The 21582-nt window shown below is 62.0% G+C and carries 19 protein-coding genes; 8 read left to right on the top strand and 11 right to left on the bottom strand.

What is annotated here, in order from left to right; all coding sequences use genetic code 11:
- Positions 1-18 precede the first annotated feature (18 nt).
- The 4 genes from GH665_RS20635 to GH665_RS20620 all read left to right on the top strand — a co-directional run bounded on the left by GH665_RS20635 (position 19) and on the right by GH665_RS20620 (position 6253).
- The gene (locus GH665_RS20635) at positions 19-1506 is read left to right on the top strand and encodes a DUF1254 domain-containing protein (protein ID WP_153137924.1); all 1488 of its coding nucleotides are present in this window, start codon (positions 19-21) and stop codon (positions 1504-1506) included.
- Positions 1507-1606: 100 nt separating this feature from the next.
- Positions 1607-2575 (top strand): SphA family protein, encoded by a 969-nt coding sequence (locus GH665_RS20630; protein ID WP_246216251.1) that lies wholly within the window; start codon positions 1607-1609, stop codon positions 2573-2575.
- Between the two features lie 12 nt (positions 2576-2587).
- The gene (locus GH665_RS20625; protein ID WP_246216250.1) at positions 2588-3772 is read left to right on the top strand and encodes a BamA/TamA family outer membrane protein; all 1185 of its coding nucleotides are present in this window, start codon (positions 2588-2590) and stop codon (positions 3770-3772) included.
- Positions 3773-3892: 120 nt separating this feature from the next.
- Positions 3893-6253 carry a carbohydrate-binding family V/XII gene (locus GH665_RS20620; RefSeq protein WP_153137920.1) on the top strand — a complete coding sequence of 787 codons (2361 nt, stop codon included), beginning with the start codon at positions 3893-3895 and terminating at the stop codon, positions 6251-6253.
- Positions 6254-6274: 21 nt separating this feature from the next.
- Here GH665_RS20620 and GH665_RS20615 read toward each other — a convergent pair whose 3' ends face one another.
- From GH665_RS20615 to GH665_RS20590, 6 genes are all read right to left on the bottom strand, one after another.
- Positions 6275-6937, bottom strand: a complete 663-nt coding sequence (locus GH665_RS20615; protein ID WP_153137918.1) for an acetyltransferase — start codon at positions 6935-6937, stop codon at positions 6275-6277.
- A 32-nt stretch (positions 6938-6969) separates the two neighbouring features.
- Positions 6970-8118 (bottom strand): dTDP-4-amino-4,6-dideoxy-D-glucose aminotransferase VioA, encoded by a 1149-nt coding sequence (gene vioA, locus GH665_RS20610; protein ID WP_153137916.1) that lies wholly within the window; start codon positions 8116-8118, stop codon positions 6970-6972.
- A 46-nt stretch (positions 8119-8164) separates the two neighbouring features.
- Positions 8165-10519, bottom strand: a complete 2355-nt coding sequence (locus GH665_RS20605) for a tetratricopeptide repeat protein (protein ID WP_153137914.1) — start codon at positions 10517-10519, stop codon at positions 8165-8167.
- A 302-nt stretch (positions 10520-10821) separates the two neighbouring features.
- Positions 10822-11136, bottom strand: coding sequence for a flagellar protein FliT (locus GH665_RS20600; RefSeq protein ID WP_153137912.1), 315 nt, complete (start codon positions 11134-11136; stop codon positions 10822-10824).
- A 4-nt stretch (positions 11137-11140) separates the two neighbouring features.
- Positions 11141-12655, bottom strand: coding sequence for a flagellar filament capping protein FliD (gene fliD, locus GH665_RS20595; RefSeq protein ID WP_153137910.1), 1515 nt, complete (start codon positions 12653-12655; stop codon positions 11141-11143).
- A 157-nt stretch (positions 12656-12812) separates the two neighbouring features.
- Entirely contained in the window at positions 12813-13961 is a 1149-nt protein-coding gene (locus tag GH665_RS20590; RefSeq protein WP_153137909.1) for a flagellin, read from the bottom strand.
- 267 nt (positions 13962-14228) lie between these two features.
- Here GH665_RS20590 and GH665_RS20585 point away from each other — a divergent pair, with 267 nt between their 5' ends.
- Entirely contained in the window at positions 14229-15170 is a 942-nt protein-coding gene (locus GH665_RS20585) for an aldo/keto reductase (protein ID WP_153137907.1), read from the top strand.
- Positions 15171-15531: 361 nt separating this feature from the next.
- On the top strand, positions 15532-15744 hold the full coding sequence (gene rpsU, locus GH665_RS20580; RefSeq protein ID WP_006050883.1) for a 30S ribosomal protein S21: 213 nt from the start codon (positions 15532-15534) through the stop codon (positions 15742-15744).
- Positions 15745-15874: 130 nt separating this feature from the next.
- Here rpsU and GH665_RS20575 read toward each other — a convergent pair whose 3' ends face one another.
- Positions 15875-16300 (bottom strand): hypothetical protein, encoded by a 426-nt coding sequence (locus tag GH665_RS20575; protein ID WP_153137905.1) that lies wholly within the window; start codon positions 16298-16300, stop codon positions 15875-15877.
- 330 nt (positions 16301-16630) lie between these two features.
- Positions 16631-17227 carry a DNA-3-methyladenine glycosylase I gene (locus tag GH665_RS20570; RefSeq protein ID WP_153137903.1) on the bottom strand — a complete coding sequence of 199 codons (597 nt, stop codon included), beginning with the start codon at positions 17225-17227 and terminating at the stop codon, positions 16631-16633.
- Between the two features lie 139 nt (positions 17228-17366).
- On the opposite strand from GH665_RS20570, the gene GH665_RS20565 reads away from it, so the two are divergent.
- Together GH665_RS20565 and GH665_RS20560 are read left to right on the top strand one after the other, a co-directional pair.
- Complete coding sequence (locus GH665_RS20565; RefSeq protein WP_153137902.1) at positions 17367-18248, top strand: glucosamine kinase nucleotide-binding domain-containing protein; 882 nt, start codon at positions 17367-17369, stop codon at positions 18246-18248.
- An 87-nt stretch (positions 18249-18335) separates the two neighbouring features.
- Complete coding sequence (locus GH665_RS20560; RefSeq protein ID WP_153137900.1) at positions 18336-19157, top strand: Cof-type HAD-IIB family hydrolase; 822 nt, start codon at positions 18336-18338, stop codon at positions 19155-19157.
- A gap of 82 nt (positions 19158-19239) precedes the next feature.
- Here the strand turns inward: GH665_RS20560 and GH665_RS20555 are convergent, their stop codons facing one another.
- The 3 genes from GH665_RS20555 to aqpZ form a co-directional block, all read right to left on the bottom strand.
- On the bottom strand, positions 19240-19539 hold the full coding sequence (locus GH665_RS20555; RefSeq protein WP_153137898.1) for a PXPV repeat protein: 300 nt from the start codon (positions 19537-19539) through the stop codon (positions 19240-19242).
- Between the two features lie 285 nt (positions 19540-19824).
- Positions 19825-20520, bottom strand: coding sequence for a histidine phosphatase family protein (locus GH665_RS20550; RefSeq protein ID WP_153137896.1), 696 nt, complete (start codon positions 20518-20520; stop codon positions 19825-19827).
- Positions 20521-20683: 163 nt separating this feature from the next.
- Complete coding sequence (aqpZ, locus tag GH665_RS20545; protein WP_153137895.1) at positions 20684-21424, bottom strand: aquaporin Z; 741 nt, start codon at positions 21422-21424, stop codon at positions 20684-20686.
- Positions 21425-21582: the final 158 nt, after the last annotated feature.

The following is a 21582-nucleotide window of genomic DNA, read 5'->3' as shown; positions in this document are numbered from 1 at the left end:
GACGAACCTGAGAGCGATATGAACAAGAAAGCCGCAACATGGGTGACGGCAGCCGTACTGGCGTCGGTCGCCGCGCCGATTCTGGCGAAGACGCCGCAGGGTCAGCCGGCCCATGCGACTGCCACTGCGGCGTCTGTGCCGGGCCCGGTCGCGGGCTATGCGATCTCCGATCAGTACGCGCGGCTGGTTGCGCGGCAGACCTACTTCTGGGCGTGGCCGATGGTGAACGTCTACGGCCGGCTGTTGGCGATGAGGCAGGTGCCGCAGCCGGGCCTGAATGGCGGCATCGTGCCGGTCGCACCGCCCAATCACCTGTCGATGCTGCGCGACTATATCCAGCCGCAGGAGCGATTTGTCGCGTGTCCGAATCAGGACGTGGTCTACGGCTCCGCGATTCTCGATCTGAACCAGACACCGGTGGTCGTGCAGGTGCCCGATTTCGGCAAACGCTTCTGGGTTTATCAGGCCGTCGATCTGCGTACCGACGGGTTCGCGAGTCTCGGCAAGATGTACGGCACGCGTCCGGGCTTCTACCTGTTAGCGGGGCCTGACTGGCACGGCCAGGTGCCGAAGGGCATTCGCCAGGTGTTCCGCTCGCCGACCGGCGTCGGCAGCTTCATCCCGCGCGTTTTCATGGACGACACGGCTGAAGATCGCGCGGCCGTGCAGCCGGTGCTCGCCAAGGTGGGCCTGTACCCGCTCGCTGAGTACGACGGCAAGGTCAAGGAGACCGACTGGTCGAAGTTGCCGAGTTTCGGTCCGGCCGGCGCCGCCGCGGGCGGCAACGCCGAAGAGATCAAGTGGGTCGATCCCAACCGGTTCTGGGATGAACTGCCCACGGTACTCGACGAGACGCCGCCGCAACGAGGCGAAGAAGCGCTTTATGCGCAGGCGCGCGCGCTGATCGCGGCGGCGCGGAAAGATCCGGCGATCAAGACCGCGATCGTCGAAGAAGCAGTCAAGGCCGAGGCGGATCTGGTCACGCCACTGTTCAACTTCAACACCTTCGGCAAGCAGCTGCCCGCCAACTGGAACACCATCAGCAACGGCGCTGCGTTCGGCACGGACTACTTCACACGTACGGCGGTGGCGAAGTCGAACATCTTCGTCAACAAGCCAAACGAGACCAAGTATTTCTATGCCGATGCCGACGCATCCGGTCAACGCCTCGACGGTAATGCGCACTACACAGTGACGTTCGCGAAAGACAGTTTGCCGCCGGTCAAAGGATTCTGGTCGCTGACCTTGTACAACGCGCATCACTTCTTCTCGCCGAACGCGCAAAACCGCTACTCGCTCGGCACCAAGAACAAGGATCTGAAGTTCAATGCCGACGGCTCGCTGACGCTGTATGTGCAGAACACGAGCCCCGGCGACGACAAACTCGCCAACTGGCTGCCGGCGCCGGCCAATGAAGCGTTCTCGCTGTATGTCCGCGCCTACTGGCCGCAGCAGCCGGCGCTTGACGGTAGCTGGACGCCACCGCCGATCGTGCGCCAGCCGTGAGCATCGCCTCGTCGCGCATCGCTGTGGCTTGTGGCCGCACGTCGTCTACAGCCTGGTCCGCAGAGTGAGAATGCGGAAACTTATTTTCGTGAGGATGACTATGGGTCGCCGCAATCATTTGTCCGCAAACCGGTCACTCGCCAGGTTGTGCACGGGTGCGCTTCTGACCACCGCAGGCCTGGTTGTCTCCCAGCAAGGATGGGCGACTGAAGGTGGCATCGGCAGGCCGATTACCGGTATGCAGGTCACGCCATATGCCGGTGTCGTGCCGCCTACCGACGACTGGATCGTGTCCGCTACCACCATCTACTACGAAGGCTCGTTAGGCGCGAGCAAGACCATTCCGATCGCCGGGCGGATTACCGCGGGCGTAGACGTGACGGCCGTGTACACCATCGTCAATGCGGTCAAGACGTGGGGGATTACCGCGGGCGGCTGGAATTTTGCCTCGTCGTTCGGCGTGCCGTTCCAGTACACCGACATCTCGTCGTTCCACGGCCATTTGCCGAACGACCACAACACCCAGTTCGCCGATCTCTTCTTTACGCCGATCGTCGCGGGGTATCACCTGACCAAGACCGACCACATCGCGCTCAGCGTGCAGATCTATGCACCGACCGGCGCTTATTCCACTAGCCGGCTCGCCAATGCCGGACAGAACACGTGGACCTTCACGCCGACGGTTGCCTATACGAAGCTGTTCCCGAAAGAGGAAATCGAGTTGTCCGTGAACTACGGTATCGGGTTCTACACGGCCAACAGCGATACCCACTATCACAACGCACCGGTCAGCGTGCTCGATGTGCTCGCGCTCAAGCGCTTCGGCGGCTGGGGCGTGGGTGTCGTGGGCGGTTATATCCAGCAACTTGGTCATGACAGCGGCGGTCTCGCCGATGTCACCGGCGGAAATCAGGGGCATTCGGTGGGCCTCGGGCCGATGGTCACTTGGTCGGGCAAGCTTCAGAAAACGCCGGTGTCGGCGTCGCTGCGTTGGGTCAACGAATTCAACGTCAGCAACCGGCCTAAAGGGAATGCGGTGGAGTTGTCGGTTAGCGCCACCTTCAAGTAACGGAGCGTGCGTTTGCTGATCCGTCATGCCCTGTGTGCGCCGTTGTGCGTCAACGCAGCCTTGTCGAGCGAGGCCGATAAGCGCAGCCGCCGCACAAGGCGCGCCTCGGCGGTCGCCGCAGCGTTGCTGGCGATGTCGGCCCACGCTCATGCGGCGTCGAAATTCATCGACCCCGAAGACGGCGCATTCGACCTGAGCGATCTGCTGCTGACGCATCGTGGCGTATTGCCTGTGCCGACGCTCATCACCGAGCCCGCGGTCGGTTACGGTCTGGGTCTGGGCCTCCTCTATTTCACGATGCCGAAGAAAAGCGCGGATGCACCCGACGACGCCAAGGCGCCGCCGAACGTCACCGGCCTCGGCGGCTTCGCGACCGGCACGCATAGCTGGGGTGCGGGACTGATGCACTTCCACACCTGGGACGACGACCACATCCGCTATCTCGGCGTAGTCGGCAAAGTGGGATTGCATCTGAACTACTACGGCATCCAGAACCGGCCGCGCGCCTACCAGCTCGATGGCATCGCGCTCGTGCAGCAGGTGTTGTTCCGGATCGGCAATAGCCATTGGTATGTGGGTCCGCGCTACACGTTCTTCGATGCCCGCACGCGCTTTAGCGGAACGATTCCGCAGGGGATTCGCGAGTTCGAAAAAGATCAGCGCGTTGCCAAGGCCGGCGTGGTGGTCGACTACGACACGCGCGACAACATGTTCTACCCGTCGAGCGGTACCTATGCGGAGCTCGAAGCGGACCTCGCGCGCGGCGGTCTTGGCAGTTCCACCAACTTTCAGGAGCAGACGGCGCGCGGCTATCAGTGGATTCCGCTGTCGAAGAGTTGGGTGCTCGGCCTGCGAGCCGACACCGGTTTCTCGCAAGGAAACATTCCGTTTTTTGCACAGCCGTACGTGTCGCTGCGTGGCGTATCCGATGCGAAGTTTCAGGACAGCAACCAGCTTACGGCGGAAGCCGAAATCCGCTGGAACGTCACGCCGCGCTGGGCGCTGCTCGGCTTCGGCGGGGTTGGCAAAGCCTATGGCCGTCTGCATTCGTTTTCGGAGGCGCCGACCGCGTTCGGCTTTGGTACGGGGTTTCGCTATCTGATCGCTCGCAAGCTCGGATTGTCGATGGGGATCGACGTCGCGCACGGGCCCGGGCAGAACGCTTTCTATGTGCAGGTGGGCAGCGCCTGGCGCTGACGAGAATCCATCCGTTCAGTTGAGTTCGCAGAAGGGACGTGGCGGCAGGCTGCATGCGGGGTACAAGCGCCGGTTGCCGTCCACGTGTTTCCGATGTTCGTGTTGAAGGAACCAAGCACCATGAAAATCACGATGAAGCGATCCCTGGTGTTGCTCGCGGGCGTCTGCACGTCGCTTGCGGTGACACTCGCGACGCCTGGGCAAGCGCTCGCCGCTGCCGCTGTGCAGCCCGTGCCGACGGCCTGGCCGCGCGACTTCGATAGCGCACAGCAACGCATCGAGCTGTATCAGCCGCAGGTGGAAGTGTGGCAGGGCAACCGGATCGAAGGCCGGGCGGCGTTCGCCGTCGGCGCGAAGGGCGCCACGCCGAACTACGGCGTCGCGCATTTCACCGCGCGCGCTGAAGTCGACAAGACGAGTTCGACTGTGCAACTGCTCGACATCGTGTTCGACAAGGTCGACATGCCGACCACGCCATCCGCAGCCGATGGCGTGAAGGAAGCCTTGCAGGCGCGCATTCCCAAAGACGGCCTCATCACTTCGCTCGAACAACTGCAGGCCAGTTATGCCAGTACCCACGAAGGCAGCGCGCCCGGCCTCGCGGTGCAGAACAACGTCCCTAACATCATCTTTGCCGAACGCCCCACGCTGCTCGTGCTGGTCGACGGCGACGCAAACTGGCGCGCGCTTGGCGACACACACTATCAACGTCTGATCAACACACGGGCGATGCTGCTCAAAGACGCGAGCGGCACGCTGCATCTGAATGCCGCGGGCTACTGGTACGAGGCGAGCGCGCTCGACGGCCCATGGCATCTGAACGCAACGCCGCCGCATGAACTGGTTGCCGCGGCGAACAAAGCGCAAACCAATCTCAAGTCCGATCCGATGTTGCCCGCCGACGGCAAGAAGCCCGCGCAAGCGCCGGACGTGGTGGTCGCCGCGCAACCGGCCGAACTGGTGGTGACGAACGGCAAGCCGGCGCTGCAACCGGTGAAGGGTGTGAATCTGCTGTCCGTCACCAATGCCGACCACGCGCTCTTCGTCGAACCGGGCGACAGTCATTACTACCTGCTGCTGTCGGGCCGGTGGTTCAGCGCAGTGAGCCTTTCCGGACCGTGGACCTTTGTCGACGGCAAAAGCCTGCCCGCCGATTTCTCGAAGATCGCGGCCGACGATCCGCACGCGAATGCGCTCGTCTCGGTGCCGGGGACGCCGCAGGCAAAAGAGGCGGCGATTGCCGCAACCATCCCGCAGACGGCGACCGTATCGCGTAAGACCACCACGTTGAAGGTCGTTTATGACGGTGCGCCGAAGTTCGTCGGTATCGCGGGCACGTCGTTGTCGTATGCGGTGAATACAGCGACGCCGGTGATCCAGACCGCGCCTTCGCAATTCTTCGCCGTTGCCAACGGAATCTGGTTCACCGCGAGCGCGGCAAGCGGCCCGTGGCTTGTCGCCGATACCGTGCCGGCCGCGATCTATACGATTCCGGCGGCGTCGCCCGTGCATTACGTCACCTACGTTCACGTTTATTCGGCAACGCCCGATACGGTGGTGGTCGGCTACACGCCGGGCTACATGGGCGTGGTCGTCAATGCGGACGGCACCGTTGTGTACGGCACGGGCTATGTTTATCCGCCCTATGTCGGCGAGGTCTATTACGGCTATCCGGCCACCTACGGCTACGGTGCGGGTTTCGCGCTCGGCACCACGGTGGGCTTCGCCTTCGGTTTTGCGATCGGCGCCACGTGGGGCGCGGCGTCGCCGTACTGGGGACCGTATTGGGGCGGTGGTCCGTGGAGCTGGCAATACGCGAACGTCAACCAGGCCAATATCTACGGCCGCTGGGGGCAGGGCACCGTGACCCACGCGAGCGGCTGGAACGGCTGGACTGGCAACAGCTGGGCCGGCACGGCGGCGTCGGGCTTCAATCCGTACACCGGCGGTCACTTCCAGGCGAGCCGCGGCGCGGTTGAGAACGCCTACAACGGCAACTTCGCTGCGGGACGGCAAGGCTCGTTCAGCAATCCGTCGACGGGACGCAGCGGCGCGGCGCGCGGTGGTGTGGCGGGCAACGAAGCCACCGGCGATTACGCGGCGGGCCGGCAACGCGCCGGCTACAACGCGCAGACGGGGCGCTATGGCGCGGCTGAGGCGGGTGTGACCGGCAATGCGTATTCAGGCGATCACCAGGCTGGCACGAAAGGCATTGTGGGCAACAAGGACACGGGGCGCGGGGTCGCGTGGAACAACGGCAATGTCTATGCAGGCAGCGACGGCAACGTCTATCGGCACGAGCAGGGCGGCGGCTGGGAACAGCACGGCGCCGACGGCTGGCAGCCCGTGCAGCCGAACGCGAGCCAGACCCAGCGGCTCGATTCGCTCAGGCAGGGGCATGACCTTGGAAATGCGCGGGCGAGTGGGCAGTTTCAGCCGCAGCGGCGCTTTGGCGGTGGGGGTGGGCGGTTCCGGCGGTGACGCAGTGGCGGCTGATTCTGTTTAAAGATATTTGTCGCCCTGCTGGCGATCCCGGACTTTCTTCGCGGGATTGCCGTATGTCACGGAAAAAGGCTCGACCGGTTTCATTACGATCGATCCTGCACCCACCACGCTGTGTTCGCCAATCGTGATGCCATGGCGCAGCACAGCGCCAATGCTCACGGCGGCGTGGCTGCCGATGCGGCAATTGCCGCCGGTGGTTACGCCTGGCGCCAGGCTCGAAAAATCCTCCATGATGCAATCGTGATCGAGCGATGCCTTCGTGTTCACGATGCAGAACCGGCCCACGCGGCACTCCGCGTTGATGACCGCGCCGGCCATGACGACCGTACCGGCGCCGATGAGGGTCCCTTTGCCGACGCTGGCCGCCGGGTGGACTGCGCTGACGAACGGCAGATGCGGACAGGCAGCGGCTACCTTGGCGGCTACGTTCGCGCGAACGCTGTTGTCCCCGATCGCGATGACCACGCCTTTCAGATCGTGCTCCATGGCAAGGCGCGCAAGATCGGCTTCGCCACCCAGCACCGGATAGCCGAGCGTTGTTTCACCCACCGTGCGAAAGGCGTCGATGAGGCCGGCGATCCGGTAGGACCCCTGCTTTTCAACAATGTCGATAACGACTTTGGCGTGGCCGGAAGACCCGACAAGCACGATGTTCTGCATGGTCCACGTTCCGCTTTTAAGACCGGCTCAATTCATTGAATGCCGGCGATGATGCCGACAATGCGTTCAACGTGCGCCGGGTTCAGATCGGGATAGATTGGCAGGCACAGGATCCGTTTCGACGCCGCGCTGGCCGCACTGAGGTTGTCCTTGTGCGAGGACGGCAGGCCACGATACATCGGAAATTCGGAAATCAGCGGATAGAAGTAACGGCGCGCATAGATACCGTGTTCCTTCAGGCGCTCGTAGAGTGCGTCACGGCTGATCGGAAAGTGGTCTTCGACCTGGACGGGAAAGTAGGCGTAGTTCGCGACTTTTTCGCCTGCGTCCGACAGGCAGCGGATGCCGGGTACATCGGCCAGCAACTCGCGATACTGCGCGTCGATCGTCTTGCGTTTTGCCAATGCATTGTCGACGTGTTGCAGTTGCAGAAGCCCGAACGCGGCATTGATTTCGCTCATCTTGCCGTTGATGCCGGCTGCCACGACCGTTACTTCATCCACGAAACCGAAGTTCTTCAGATGGTCGATGCGCTGTTTGGTCTTCGCGTCCGGGCAGATGATCGCGCCGCCTTCGAACGTATTGAAGACCTTGGTGGCGTGGAAACTGACGATCGACAGATCGCCATGCTTGAGCACGCTGCCATCTTCGGTCTGCACACCGAACGCGTGCGCGGCGTCGTAGATGACCTTGAGGTTGTAGTTGTCGGCGATCTTCTGGATCGCTTTCACATCGCACGGGTGGCCGTAGCAATGCACCGGCATGATCGCGGTCGTTTGCGGCGTGATCGCCGCTTCGATCTTTTCCGGATCCAGATTGAGCGTGTCCGGGTCGACGTCCACGAAAACCGGCTTGATGCCGTTCCAGAGCAACGAATGCGCGGTGGCGGCGAACGAATAGGGCGTGGTAATGACTTCGCCGTTGATGCGCAGAGCTTGCAGCGCAGTCACGAGCGCGAGCGTACCGTTCGCGAATAGCGCCAGATGTTCCACGCCCAGATACTCGCAGAGCGCCTTCTCGAGTTGCTGATGGAACGGGCCGCCGTTGGTCAGCGTTTTGCTGTTCCAGATTTTTTCGAGGTACGGCAGGAACTCGGCCAGCGGCGGCAGATGCGGCTGAGTCACATAGATGCGTTCGTCGTCCAGTGACGTGATCGCACGAAGAGGAGCGCTTGAGCCCATGGTTTCCTCGCTGCTAATTTTTAGTCCGGGTCACGGATGGGTATCGTTAGGCGGTTTGAACCGGGCGGCTGTCTGCCGTTTGCGCATCGTCCACACCGAAGGCCACTGGCGGCAGTCCGTCACGCCAGCGCTGCCACATCACATGGAGTGCTCGCGAGAGGCTTGCCGCGACCACTTCTGGTTGAAACACCGCCGACTCTCTGCAACGCTCGCGCAACCCTGTGCGCAGCGTCGCGAGCGCCGGGATGTCCGAGGCCAGAGCGACACCCCGCGCGACGAAATCATCCGCGTCGGTGGCCACGAAGTTTTCGAGGCCGGTGTGGCCCAGCCATGCGGCTGCCGCGCGGCTGGCCATTGTCTGACCGGCGATCGTCAGGGTGGGCACACCCATCCACAGCGAATTCAGGACCGTTGTCGATCCGGTGTAGGGAAAGGTGTCGAGACAGATGTCCACCTGGAAATGCTGTTGCAGGTAGACGGGCACCGTCGAGCGCGGGCGGAAGCTGAGCCGGTCGCGCGAAATACCTTCCTGCACGAACCAGTCGATCAGCGTTTCGTCACCTTCCTCGCCGGTCATCGAACCGAGCACCATCCGCGAGGTGGGAAGTTCGCGAAGTAGCTTCGCCCACACGGCGATCACGTCGGCGCGCAACTTGTTCAGACGGTTGAAACTACCGAAGGTGATGTAGCCGTTGTGCATGGCCGGCAGAATGTTGACCGGCGGCGCATTCTTCTCCGGATGGAACGGCCCGATGGCGGCCAGGTGCACGAGTTTCTCGGAGAACTGGCGCTCGATGTCGCCGAACGGCGTGAAGAAGCGGTCGCTGAGGTAATAGTCCATGGCGTCCAGCCCCGTGGTCGCCGGGTAGCCGATCCAGCTCACCTGAATCGGAGCTGGTTTGCGTGTCAACGCCTGAAGCCGGTTGCGGCCAGTGTGACCACTCAGGTCGATCAGAATGTCGATCTTGTCGGCGCGAATCCTGGCAGCAAGTTGCTCGTCGCTCATGCCGGCGATCATGTTCCAGTGGTCCGCCTGGCTATGCAATCGCACCGTATAGTCGTCCTCGATCACGTGGTTGTAGTACATATGGAGCGTCAGGCTCTCGTCGTTCGCGAGCGGCTCCATGACCGGCATCAGATATGAAGCGACGGCGTGCCGGAACAGGTCGCCCGAGACGATGCCGACCTGCAGGCGCCGCCCCGGCGTGCGGCTATTGTTGTGCTTCGGCCATTTGGAGCGCATGGGCGCTTCATGAATTTGGGCAAACTTTCGATGTTCGGCGTAGATCTCTTCGGTATCAACGTTGGGATCGTGCGCGAGACAGAACAAGAGATTGCTGCGCGTCAGCGAGTTTTTCGGCTCAATTTCCAGTGCGCGACGAAACGACGGAGTCGCTTCCTGCGAAGCGCCATGTTCCAGCAATACCACGCCCAGTGTGCCGTGCGATTCGCCGTGCTGGGGCGTCAGTTCGACCGCTCGTCTGCACGAGGCGATCGCTTCACGGTACCTTCCGCGGGCGGCGAGGGTGAGGCCAAGTACGCGATGACCTTCTGAATAGTTGGGATTCAGCTCAAGCAGTTTTCTGGACTCGATTTCCGCGGCGGCCGGGTTGGCGGTCAGGCGAAGCAGGTCGGCGAGTGTATTGCGTGCTTCGGCGTCGTCGCTTCCCAGTGAAATCGCCGTCCTGAACGGTTCGATCGCCTCGACGTAATTCCCGGCGCGATGCAATGCGATGCCGAGGGAACGCCATGATTGCCCGTGCGCGGGAAATCGCTCGGTCAGATCACGCGCGAGTTTGATCGCCTGCGGCAGCTGGCCTTTTTTGAACAGCGAGGCGAAGCGATTCAGTTCCTGCGGGCTCGGGCGGCGTGTATCGATCGCTACTACAGCTTTGTTGTCGGCTGATCCGGCGGCGCAGGTCCCAGCGCTTTCCACGGTAATGGAAGGCTGCACCTTCGGTGCTACGGCGGCGGTCGAGAGCTGCTTGCCGTCATACGCCATGCGCGTGATCAAACCGTTGACCGCCGGTCCCCTCAACCCTCTTTGCTGGCCCATTTCGAGCGCAAGCCATGCAGCCGGGATCTGCTCTGCATCGATTAGCGCATTGATGTAGGCGACCCAGAACTGTCCGTTATCTGGCGCGCCGCCCAATGCGGCCTCGAGATACGGCAGGGCGTCGACGGGCTGTTTGCGCTGTACGTACAGCACGCCGAGGTTGTACAGCACGTCGGTGTGGGCGGGTCTGGCGTCGAGGATCGCCTTGTACAGCGCTTCGGCGTCGTCGAACTCCTCCTCGTGGTGATGCGCCAACGCGGTCTGCAAAACCAGAGCGATGTCTTGCTCGAGTTGTTGTTCGGGCGTCAAGGGTTCAGCCGTCGGCTGCTCGTGGAGGAGAGTCATGGTCTCAGCGCAGAATGGTCTATGACGGAAATTGTGCGACGGAGAGGGCGTTTCCGATGCGCGGAGATGACGGTGAAAAGGCCGCCTGTTTAGCGCATGGGGCGCGGCGGCGGAAAGCCGAACGCCATGAAAAAAGCCCGCACGAGGCGGGCCGAGGGAACGAGCGCGCCCTGACTTCAGCGCGTAGTTCTTATTGTTGGGTACTGCCGTTCAGTGCTGCGGAGCCGTTCTGCGGGTCGGTTCCGTTCCGTCATTGGTCGCAATCTGCACGGCCGGAAGCGGTGGCTGTGGCTCCCGCATACTTACAGCCGGGCTATCCGTTGGTATTCGCCGGCGGCTTTGGTGCGCCCCATCGCTGCTTCGAATTCGAGGTGCAACTCGTTCTGAGTGGTTTCGGCGTCGGCGAGAAGCGCTTCGTCGATCGCCTGAATCCGGCGGATCATCTCCAGCGCGGCCGGTTCCTGATCCGCGGACAGCGACATCAGCAGCGGCGAACGCACTTCGGTCAGACGGGCCGCTTCCGGCCAGTCGGCGAGCGAGGCGGCCTGTTCGATTTCCCGGGTCATCGACAGCAGCCGTTCGATCAGTTCGGTCTGGTTCATTTCGATCGGGTCCATGGGCTCAGGTGTTGTTGGCCGACGCCAGCGCGCCGGCGCTGTTGGCGCCGCCGAACAGCGCGGTCAGGTACTGCGAATTGTTGTTCATTGTAGCCATCAGCGTGTCGAGCGCGGTGAACTGCGCCTGATACTGGCTCGTCAGTTGCGCAGTGTAGTCCGCAAGCGCGCTTTGCTGTGTGGTGATGCTCTGCAGGTCGGTATTCAGCGCGCTGGTGCGCGTATCGATCAGGCCACCGGTCTGCGTGAAGTTGGTGATGCTGGCGTTCAACTGCTCGGCGATGCCGTTGGTGGAGTTGAAGAGCGAGGCCACCGATGCCGGGTTGGCCGTCAGCGCTGTGCTCAGCGTCGTGTTGTTGATCACCATGGTGCCGTCCGCCGGATTGTCCTTCAGCGTAATGCCGATCGCCGCCAGCGTGCTGCCCGTCGTGCCCGAGCCGACCGCCCCGCCGACAATCGAGGCCAGGTTGTTCTGGATCGTCATCAGCGTCGAGTCGCCCAGCAGCGGGCCTTGCGACGACGACGCTGAGTTGTACGACGTGAGCGTCGACATTGTTGTGACGACGGTGTTGTAGAGGCTGACGAAATTGTTGATCGCGGTGCTTTCCGCCGTCGTGTCCGCCGCGACGTTCAGTGTCTGCGTCGTGCCCGCGGCCGCGGCCGCCAGATTCAGCGTGACGCCGGAAATGGCGGTGGTCACCGAGTTGGTCGAACTGCTGGCGGCGATCCCACCGATCGTGAATTCGGCATCCTGGGCAGACGAGCTCTGCGTCCAGGCGTTGCTCGAATTTGCCGACGTGAACGTCGATTGACCGCCCGTCGTGCTCGCGGTCGAGGTCACGCCAAGGCTCGACAGGCCGGTGTCGGTGGTGGCGTTGACCGAGACGTTGATGACGTTGGCCGCGCCGGTGTTGGCCGCGCGCAGCACCAGGTGGGCGCCGTCCGAACCGGTCACGATGGTCGCCGTCACGCCCGGGTTGCCGCTCCCTGAGTTGATCGCGGAGGCAATGCCGGCGAGCGTGTTGTTGGTGCTGTCGACGTTGATATTCATCGACTGGCTGCCGATCGAGATCGTCATCGTGCCGGTGCCCAGCTGCGTCGTGGCGCCGAAGGCGGCCGACGACAGAGCCTGCGAACTGGCGATCTGCGTGACCCCGACCGAGTAGGTGCCGGCCACGGCGCCCGTACCTGCGGTGGCCGTCAGTCCGGTGCCGCTCGCGGTGGCCGAGAAGGTCGACAGCGTGGAGCCGGAGGCAAGGCCCGCGATGCCCGACTGCAGCGCGTCCAGCGCGGCGGTCAAGGCCCCGTATGCGGACACCTGCGTGTTGTCGCTGGTTTGTTGCGCCGTCAGAGCCGCGGCTTGTCCCGCCGTCTTCGCGTTCACGAGTGCCGTGACGAGCGTCCCTACGTCCATCGACGTGTTGCCGGTCGAGCCGCTGATGATCGATTGCGCGGCCGATTGCAGCGCGGCATTGGCAGCGGCGGTCGATGCCGCAGTAGACGTGGTCGAGATCGAGGACATTGCAGAGGCTCCGGGCGTCTGGAAATCTGTATTGGGTGGTGCGCGATGCTACATCACTTCACGATTGGAATGCACAGCGGGAGGCGAGCCTCCCGTTGTCTGGAACCGGCGATGCACCGCACTTGCGCGCGACGCATCGCCGTTACTGCGTCAGCTCTTACTGCAGGAGCTTCAGAACTTGCTGCGGGTTCGAGTTAGCTTGCGCCAACACCGAGATACCGGCTTGTTGCAGCACTTGCGCCTTGCTCAGGTTCGCCGTTTCTTGCGCGAAGTTGGCGTCCGTGATTTGCGATTGTGCCGACGACAGGTCGGTCGATTCAGCTTGCTGCGACGTAGCGATTGCCGTGAAGCGGTTTTGTGCGGCACCCAGCGACGCCTGCAGGTTATTGACCGTCTGCAGTGCGTTGTCGATGGAGACCATTGCTTCGTTCGCGCCGCTAACCGAGCTGATGTTCAGGTTCGAAACCGTCGGCGGCGCGTTGATTGCGTTGATCTGAGCAATCGCTGCTGTTGCTGCGCTTGCTGCCGTGGCACCCATCGACGTTGCGAGCGTCGAACTGAGCGTCAGGGTCGTGATCGCGGTGCCGGAACCCGTGGTGGCGCCCGAGCTGAAGATTGCGCTGACTGCGGTTGCCGACAGGGCCTGGTTGTTCTGATCCGTGAACGTGAAGCCACCGTTGCCGTCCGACAGCACGTTGACCGACGTGATTGCCGCGCCCGTTGCCGTGTATCCGCCGTTTGCGTCCGTCGAAACCGCCACCGTGCCGACCGTTTGACCCTTTTGCACCAGGCCGCCGCCGATCTTCGCTGCCGACATCGACTGGGTCAGGTTCAGGCTGATGGTCTGGCCAACGTTCGCGCCGACCTGGAACGTCACGTTACCTGCCGAGCCGTCCAGAATGTTCGTGCCGTTGTACGTCGTTTGCGACGCGATACGGTTCACTTCCGAGATCTGGGCCGCAACTTCCTGTTGCAGAGCAGCCTGGTCGCTCGACGACAGCGTGCCGGTCGATGCCTGCACAGCCAACTGACGAATACGTTGCAGGCTGGAGGTCAGCGACGACAGTGCGCTCGATGCGGTTTGAATCATCGACACGCCGTCATTCGCATTCGACACGCCCTGGTTCAGGCCGTTGATCTGCGTTTGCATACGCGTCGAGATTGCCAGACCTGCTGCGTCGTCCGCTGCGCTGTTGATGCGCTTGCCCGACGACAGGCGCGTGATGGCTTGCGAGAGGGCGCTTTGCGAGCCATTAAGGTTTTGCTGTGCAACCAGCGAGTTGATGTTGCTATTGATTCCGAGCATGAAAATCTCCTAAATAAGCCTTGAGCCCAAAACGCCACGTTGGCATCGGCGGAAGCACTCGTTCATTGCTGGCCGCCTCAGTGAAGGTTGACGGCGCGTATAAAAAAAACTTGAGGGACTTTGTGCTATAGCGACCCAATTGTTTTTACGGCGGATTACGCACTCACTCGTCTGTAAGCCGCTTGCAGCCTGGTTCGGGCGCTTCACTGCAAGTATTGAAAAGACGGCGTATTCTCGTTTTCTCCTGAGGCAAACCCTGGAGAAATCATGCAAAAGCGACGGATTGGACGTTCCGAATTGGAGGTCGCACCGCTTATGTTCGGCGGCAATGTATTTGGCTGGACCGCAGATGAAGCGACCTCGTTTTCTATCCTGGATGCATTTGTCGATGCAGGACTCAACTTCATCGATACTGCCGATGTCTATTCCGCGTGGGTGCCGGGCAACCATGGTGGCGAATCGGAAACTATCATCGGCAAGTGGTTCAGGCAGAGCGGCAAGCGCGACCGGATCGTGCTCGCCACCAAGGTTTCCAAGCATCCGCAGCGCAAGGGTTTATCCGCAGCGAATATTCAGGCGGCCGTCGAGGATTCGCTACGACGCTTGCAAACCGATTACATCGACGTCTATTTTTCTCACGACGACGACACCGAAACGCCTTTGGCCGAAACGTTGGGCGCCTATCAGAAGCTGATCGAGGCGGGTAAGGTGCGGGTGATCGGTGCGTCGAACTACAGTGGCGCGCGCGTCGAGGAAGCGCTCGCCGTATCCCGTCAGCATGGGCTGCCCGAATACCAGTTGCTGCAGCCGGAATACAACCTGTACGATCGCACCGAATATGAGCGCGACATCGAGCCGGTGGCGCTCGCCAATCAGCTCGGCGTGGTGGTGTATTACAGTCTGGCCAGTGGCTTTCTGTCCGGCAAATACCGCTCTCAGGCCGATCTGGCCAACAAGGTGCGCGGCAGCCGGGTCGAGAAGTATCTGAATGAGCGCGGTTTGCGGATTCTGGACGCGCTCGACCGGGTTGCCGGGCGGCACGGCAGTACGCCGGCCACCGTTGCCCTGGCATGGCTGATCGCTCGCCCGAGTGTAACGGCCCCAATTGCCAGCGCGACCTCGGTCGACCAGCTCAAAAGCCTGGCCGCCGCCGTCCATCTGATGCTGACGGGCGCCGATGTCCGCGAGCTGGACGAGGTAAGCGCCTGACCGTGCGCGAGGCCTGGCGCGATCGCTAAACCCCTGGTAGGATGGAGAGTTTCCTGATATCATCGGGAGTGAATTGAGATCTTTGCCTGTTTCGTCAATGTTTTTCATTGATGAAAGGTTGGTTGGCGAAACGGCAGCAGACGCGGCTTCGGCATGACGTTTGTCCGCGTTCCGCGGTGAACTCCCCACCTCTCTTTTCCGGCCTCCGTGGCCGTTATGCCTCTCGTTTCATTCGTGGTTTGGCCGGGTTCTGCCCGCGTTTGCCTGTTACTGGCCATGAATCGGAACGACCGGAGGGCCGGCGCGTGAGCGGTATCCGCCACGCAATTTACCCCTATCAAGTGATTGAGTTAGGAATTACATGACGACGATTCTTCTGAAAGAAAACGAGCCGTTCGAAGTGGCGATTCGCCGCTTTCGTCGCGCAATCGAAAAGAATGGCCTGATCGCTGAACTGCGTGAGCGCCAATCGTACGAAAAGCCGACCACGGCACGTAAGCGCAAGAAGGCTGCTGCTGTGAAGCGCCTGCACAAGCGCCTGCGCAGCCAGATGCTGCCGAAAAAGCTGCACTAAGCACGTTTTTTCGCGCTGCATTTCGCGCACTGTATGCCGAACGGCGGTGTGAGCTTCGAAAGAAGCCACATCGCCGTTTTGCTTTTGAGGAATCGATTTACGTTGAGCTTTTGCCGCCGACCGAGGTTCGTTACGCGGCGTTCTTCAGGCGCTCGGCGGACAGCCCGAATTGGCGGGCAATTGAAGCCAGACGCTCATGCCATTCCCACGTGCCAAACACATCGTGCACGTTTTGCAGGCAACTCAGCAGAGAGACCGTGGTCGGGTCGTATACATTGAGGCGGGCGCGCAGGAGGGCCTTTTTGAGCGCGGAGATACCGGCATCCATATAAGCCGGCACCTCGATGGGCGCCTTGCCGATGTAGCGCACCGGAACACCTTCCATCGCGGTCATGTAATCGCGTGGCTTGATGAAGCTGCCGACCGGGCAACCGCCGCAGTAGCCGCGGTATGCGCCACCACCACGCGGTAGCAAGGCGGCGCGTTTCTGACTGAACAGATGGTCGACGGCCTGATCGAAAATCTCCTGATGGGTCAGGAAGTTATGGGTTTTCATGGTTGGTCTCCCATGCGTTACGCAGCGGTTATTCGTTGTTCGAGCGCATGAAGGGCAGTATCGGACACACGCCAATTAACGAACCCCGGACTAGCACGGCGAAAAGCCTTTAATTCCCGAGTTTGGTTCGTTTGCCCTTTATGTCGCTTGCGTCAGTCTGGCGACACCGCCCGCCACCGTCGCGACTGGCGCTTACCTTCTATAACGACTGGCCGTGTGAAAATTGTAGACAGGGCTCTACCGGATAGCCGACGGTTGCCTGGAACGCGAGCGACGCCCCCTCAGACGCATGGCGCCAGGCGCTGACTGGCAACCGCTGCCGCGGCTACTTCAGCCGGCCTTGCGGTTGCGTCCCTTCTTGCCAAGCGCCGCGCATCGCGCGCGGCACATGCAGCTTGCCTCGTGGTCGTTCACCATGCCGACCGCCTGCATGAACGCATAGCAGATCGTCGAGCCGACGAATTTACAGCCATAGCGCTTGAGCCCCTTGCTGAGCGCGTCCGAAATTTCGGTCGACGCAGGCGCCTGTTTATACGACGCCCAATCGTTCTGAATCGGCGTCTGATCGACGAATGACCATACGAAGTTGGCGAGCGAGCCGTGTTCGGCCTGAATCTGCTGCACGGCGCGCGCGGTGGTGATGGCCGACTCGATTTTGCCGCGATGGCGCACGATACTTTCGTCCAGCACCAGCGCATCGACATGTTTAGGCGTAAAGCGCGCGACCTTGTCGATCTCGAAGTCGGCGAAGGCGCGGCGATAGCCGGTCCGTTTGTTAAGAATCGTCGACCATGACAACCCTGCCTGGGCGCCTTCCAGCACCAGCAGTTCGAACAGATGCTGATCGTCGCGCGAGGGCACGCCCCACTCGGTGTCGTGGTAGTGTGCGAGCGCTTCGCTCGATACCCAGTTGCATCGCTGTGTCACTTTCGCGCTCCCGCGTTGTCATGTCGTCCGTCAGCATAGCGGAAGCCGTGCGCGCCGCAAGCTGGCCATTCGGCCGATTGCGGGATTGAAACTGACCTGCCACGCTAGCGTTATTCACCACCTGAACTCACTCGATTCGATGAATAAAGACCTCTTTCTGATCGGCATTGACGGCGGCGGCAGCGGTACGCGCGTCGTACTCGGCGACGCGCAGGGCCGTGAACTGGCGCAGGCGGCGAGCGGCCCCTCAGGGCTGGGGCTCGGCGTGGAACGGGCGTGGCAGGCCATTGCGGCCGGCTGCGCCGAAGCCTTCGCACGTGCCGGCATGCCGCTGGACTGGGCGCGCTGCGTACTCGGTTGCGGCTTGGCAGGGGTCAATAATCGCGACTGGCTGGCCGCGTTTCGCGCGCAGGCGCCGGCGGTAGCCGGGCTCGCGGTGGAAAGCGATGTGTACACCACCTTGCTGGGCGCGCATGGCGGCGCGCAGGGCGTGGTCGTTGCGCTGGGCACCGGCAGTCAGGCGGCCGTGCTCGACGGCGATGGCGCATGCCGGGTCGCCGGTGGCTTCGGTTACCCGTCCGGCGACGAAGCGAGCGGCGCCTGGCTCGGATTGCGGGCCATCGTGCACGCGCAGCAGGCGCTCGACGGACGCGCACCCAACGACGATCTGGCCCAGGCGCTACTTGCCCACACCGGCGCACATGACCGCGACAGCCTCATCGTCTGGCTGTGCGAGGCCAATCAGACTGCTTATGCGAAGCTTGCGCCGCTCGTCATCGCCAACCCCTCGCATCCGTTCGCGGCGCGTTTGCTTGGCGAGGCCGGCGTGGACGTGGGCAAGATGATTGCGGCGCTCGACCCTTCGGCAAGCCTGCGGGTCGCGCTGTGCGGCGGGCTCGGTGCACCTTTGCGCGAGTACGTGCCGCAGATTTATCAAGCTCGTTTGCGCGAACCGTTGGCCGACTCGGCGCATGGCGGATTGCAGTTAGCGCAACGCGAAGCGGCTCGCGTCGCCGGTTGAAAATCCCGGCCCGCGCCAGGCACGATCTCGCGGATGCACCGGACAACGGTAAAATGCGATCTTTGACGCTGCCCGGCTCCTCACACTATGTACAAAGTCATTGCCACGGACCTCGACGGCACACTGCTCAACGCCGATCACCAGGTGGACCCGTTCACGATCGCGACTGTGCGTAAGCTCGAGAGCGACGGGCTGCACTTCGTGATCGCGACGGGGCGCCACTACTGCGACGTTGCGGGCATTCGTGATCTGCTGGGCATCAATCCGTATTTGATCACGTCGAACGGCGCACGCATTCATGCACCGGACAACACGGTGATACACGCCGACGACCTGCCCCCTGCCATCGTGCAGCGGTTGGTACTACCGGAAATTGTTGGCGCGCATGGCCGCGTGATCGTCAACCTGTTCGCCGACCAGGCGTGGCTGATCGACCGGGATGCACCTGACCTGCTGAAATTCCATCAGGACTCCGGCTTCAGATACGAAGTAACCGATCTGCCGAAGCACGACGGTGCCGACATTGCGAAGGCCCTTTATATCGGCGATCCCGCCGATCTCGCGCAAATCTCGGCCAACCTGGAGCGCGAATTCGGCGATGCGCTATACGTCACCTATTCGCTGCCGGATTGCCTGGAGGTGATGACGGCGAACGTATCGAAGGGGCGTGCTTTGCAGATCGTGCTTGAGCGTCTCGGCGTCGATGCCTCGCAATGTGTAGCCTTCGGCGACAACATGAACGATATCGATCTGCTGGAGACAGCCGGCCATCCGTTCATGATGAACAACGCCAATCCTGATCTCATCACGCGTCTGCCGAACGTGCCGCGCATCGGCAACAACTTCGAAGCGGGCGTCGCGCACCATCTTCGCAAACTTTTCTCGCTCGACGACGAACTGATGTCCTGAAAACGGACGGGCCCGCATCCTCTTTCGCGGATGCGGGCCGGCTGTTCGCCTCCCCAGGCGATCTTATGCGCCAACGCTAGGGTCAGCCGTGCCATCCGCCACGGCGATCGCCATGGTCATCATGACCCCAGCGGCGGTCGTTGTGATCCCAGCCGCGGTTATCCCGGTGGCCGTCGCGATAGTAGCCGCGGTCGTAGCGATGGTCCCAGCCGCCATAGCCGTAGTACACGGGCTGCGGCGCTGCATAGACGGGTGCGGGCTGGGCATAAACTGGTGCGCCGAGCGACAGGCCGATATTCAGATCCGTATGCGCTTGCGCGACACCGCATGCGCCCGCCGCGAGTCCAGCAGCAACCAGCAAGTGAGTGACGATGCGTTTCATGTTGTTCTCCTGTGAGGCGACGTATGTTTGTCGCACAGGACCAATCTACGCATTCCGGCCGCTGATTAGTGAGACGAGATGTTACGGACTGCAAGCATCGTCGCAGGGTTTGAAAGGCGATAGAAGGAACATTCGAACGCGAAGCGCGCTACGTGTTTTCCGCTCAAACCCCCGTCAAATAAGGCATCCCGGATTCCCGGAACGAGCCGGTATCCAGTTCTCGCCGACAGGTGGCGGTATTGGGCGGCGTCGCTCGTAATCACGGCTTACACCTGTATTACCGAATTAATCAGCTGAGCCAGCGGAGGCGCCCGACGCAGCCGCGGAAGCGGCACCCGGCAGTGCCGCGCAAGGACAATCCGTAGCGCGGCCGTTCAATCCCTGATGATCGAGCTTGAAGCTGGCGTGGGCCGTGCCGTTTTGCCAGTTGAGGCGAACGATATAGATGCTGTCGAAGTCGTCGCTGTGCCAGTTGGGGACATCGGCGGCATTGCCTCCATGTGTGCTCATCATCTGACGCAACAACTTCACGATCAGCTTGTGCTCCCACGCAATGACAATCAGCTTGTTGCGATTGGACGGATTGACGAGGGCGCTGCCGAGCTGATCGATCTGGGCGAAACCGTACGGCGTTTGCACAGGCATCTGAAACTGGATGGCGGTCGGCTCGATGGTTGCCAGCGGCCGAATGTAGTAATAAGGGTGGCCGCTGTCGTCCTTTTGCTGCCCGGGATCGGGTGCATAGATCGCATCCGGTTTGCCAAACTTGGCGGCGATGACTGCCGGCAACGCCAGCGCACGGTTGAGCCCCTGGCAATTGAGCTGGCCGTAACCCTTGGCGGGTTTCTCGCCGTGGCGCACGAATACGAGCGTTTCGGTATTGCTGTCTGCCGCATGGGCCGTGGGCAATGCCAGTGCGCCCATACACAAGCCGCCGATGGAGAGTGCGACGCCATGCAGGAATCCGCGGAGACGGGTCATCGGTAGCACCTGTGCGAGCTTGGAAAGTCGCACGATTCTAGCAGCGGACCGTTGGCAGGCCACCGGGTTGCCAACACCTCGTGCGTACCAAGTCAAAGCGGGCGCCGCAGCGCCCGCTTTGACTGTCTGCAAGGGCACGCCGCACCCCCGGCGCACCGTTGAATTAGTTGAGCACCGGTTCCTGCGAACTGCCGCGGCGGTTTTCGGCAATGACCGGATACAGCACACCTGCGATCACCGCGCCGATAATCGGGGCGAGCCAGAACATCCACAGCTGATCCACCGCTGCGCCGCCAACGAACAGCGCGGGGCCAGTCGAGCGCGCCGGGTTCACCGATGTATTGGTGACCGGAATCGAGATCAGGTGAATCAGCGTCAGGCACAGCCCAATGGCGATAGGTGCGAAACCGGCCGGCGCACGCTTGTCGGTCGCGCCGAGAATGACGAACAGGAAGAAGCCGGTCATCACCACTTCGCAAATGAAGGCGGCAGCGAGCGAGTAATGGCCGGGCGAGCGCTCGCCGTAACCGTTGCTGGCGAAGCCGCTGGCGACGAGGTCGAAACCCGGCTTGCCCGATGCGATCAACGACAGCACCAGCGCACCCAGCACCGCGCCGATCACTTGCGCGACGATATACGGCAGCAGGTCGCGAGCCGGAAAACGACCCGCGACGCTCAGGCCGACGCTCACTGCCGGATTCAGATGGCAGCCGGAGATGTGGCCGATTGCATAAGCCATGGTCAGGACCGTGAGGCCGAATGCGAGCGCGACGCCCACGAAGCCAATGCCCAGTCCGTGGACCGGGCCGGCGAAGCTGGCGGCGAGGACGGCGCTGCCGCAGCCCCCGAGCACAAGCCAGAAGGTGCCGAACAGCTCGGCAGCAAGTCGCTTTGACAACGGCATGATTGGTAATCCTAAAATGTTTGGCGTCTGAAGTGGCATGAGTGCTAAGTGCCGATGCATGCCATTGAGCGCGCAATTTTAGGGAAAGACGACCGGATTAGGTGTCAAGAATTGTCAATGTGGAGTCTCCTTTACCTATTATTCCGCGATAAAGATCA

The organism is Paraburkholderia agricolaris (assembly GCF_009455635.1).
GTDB classification, from domain to species: domain Bacteria; phylum Pseudomonadota; class Gammaproteobacteria; order Burkholderiales; family Burkholderiaceae; genus Paraburkholderia; species Paraburkholderia agricolaris.
Note: the sequence above shows the minus strand (reverse complement) of the source record. Positions and strands in the feature narration are given on the sequence as shown.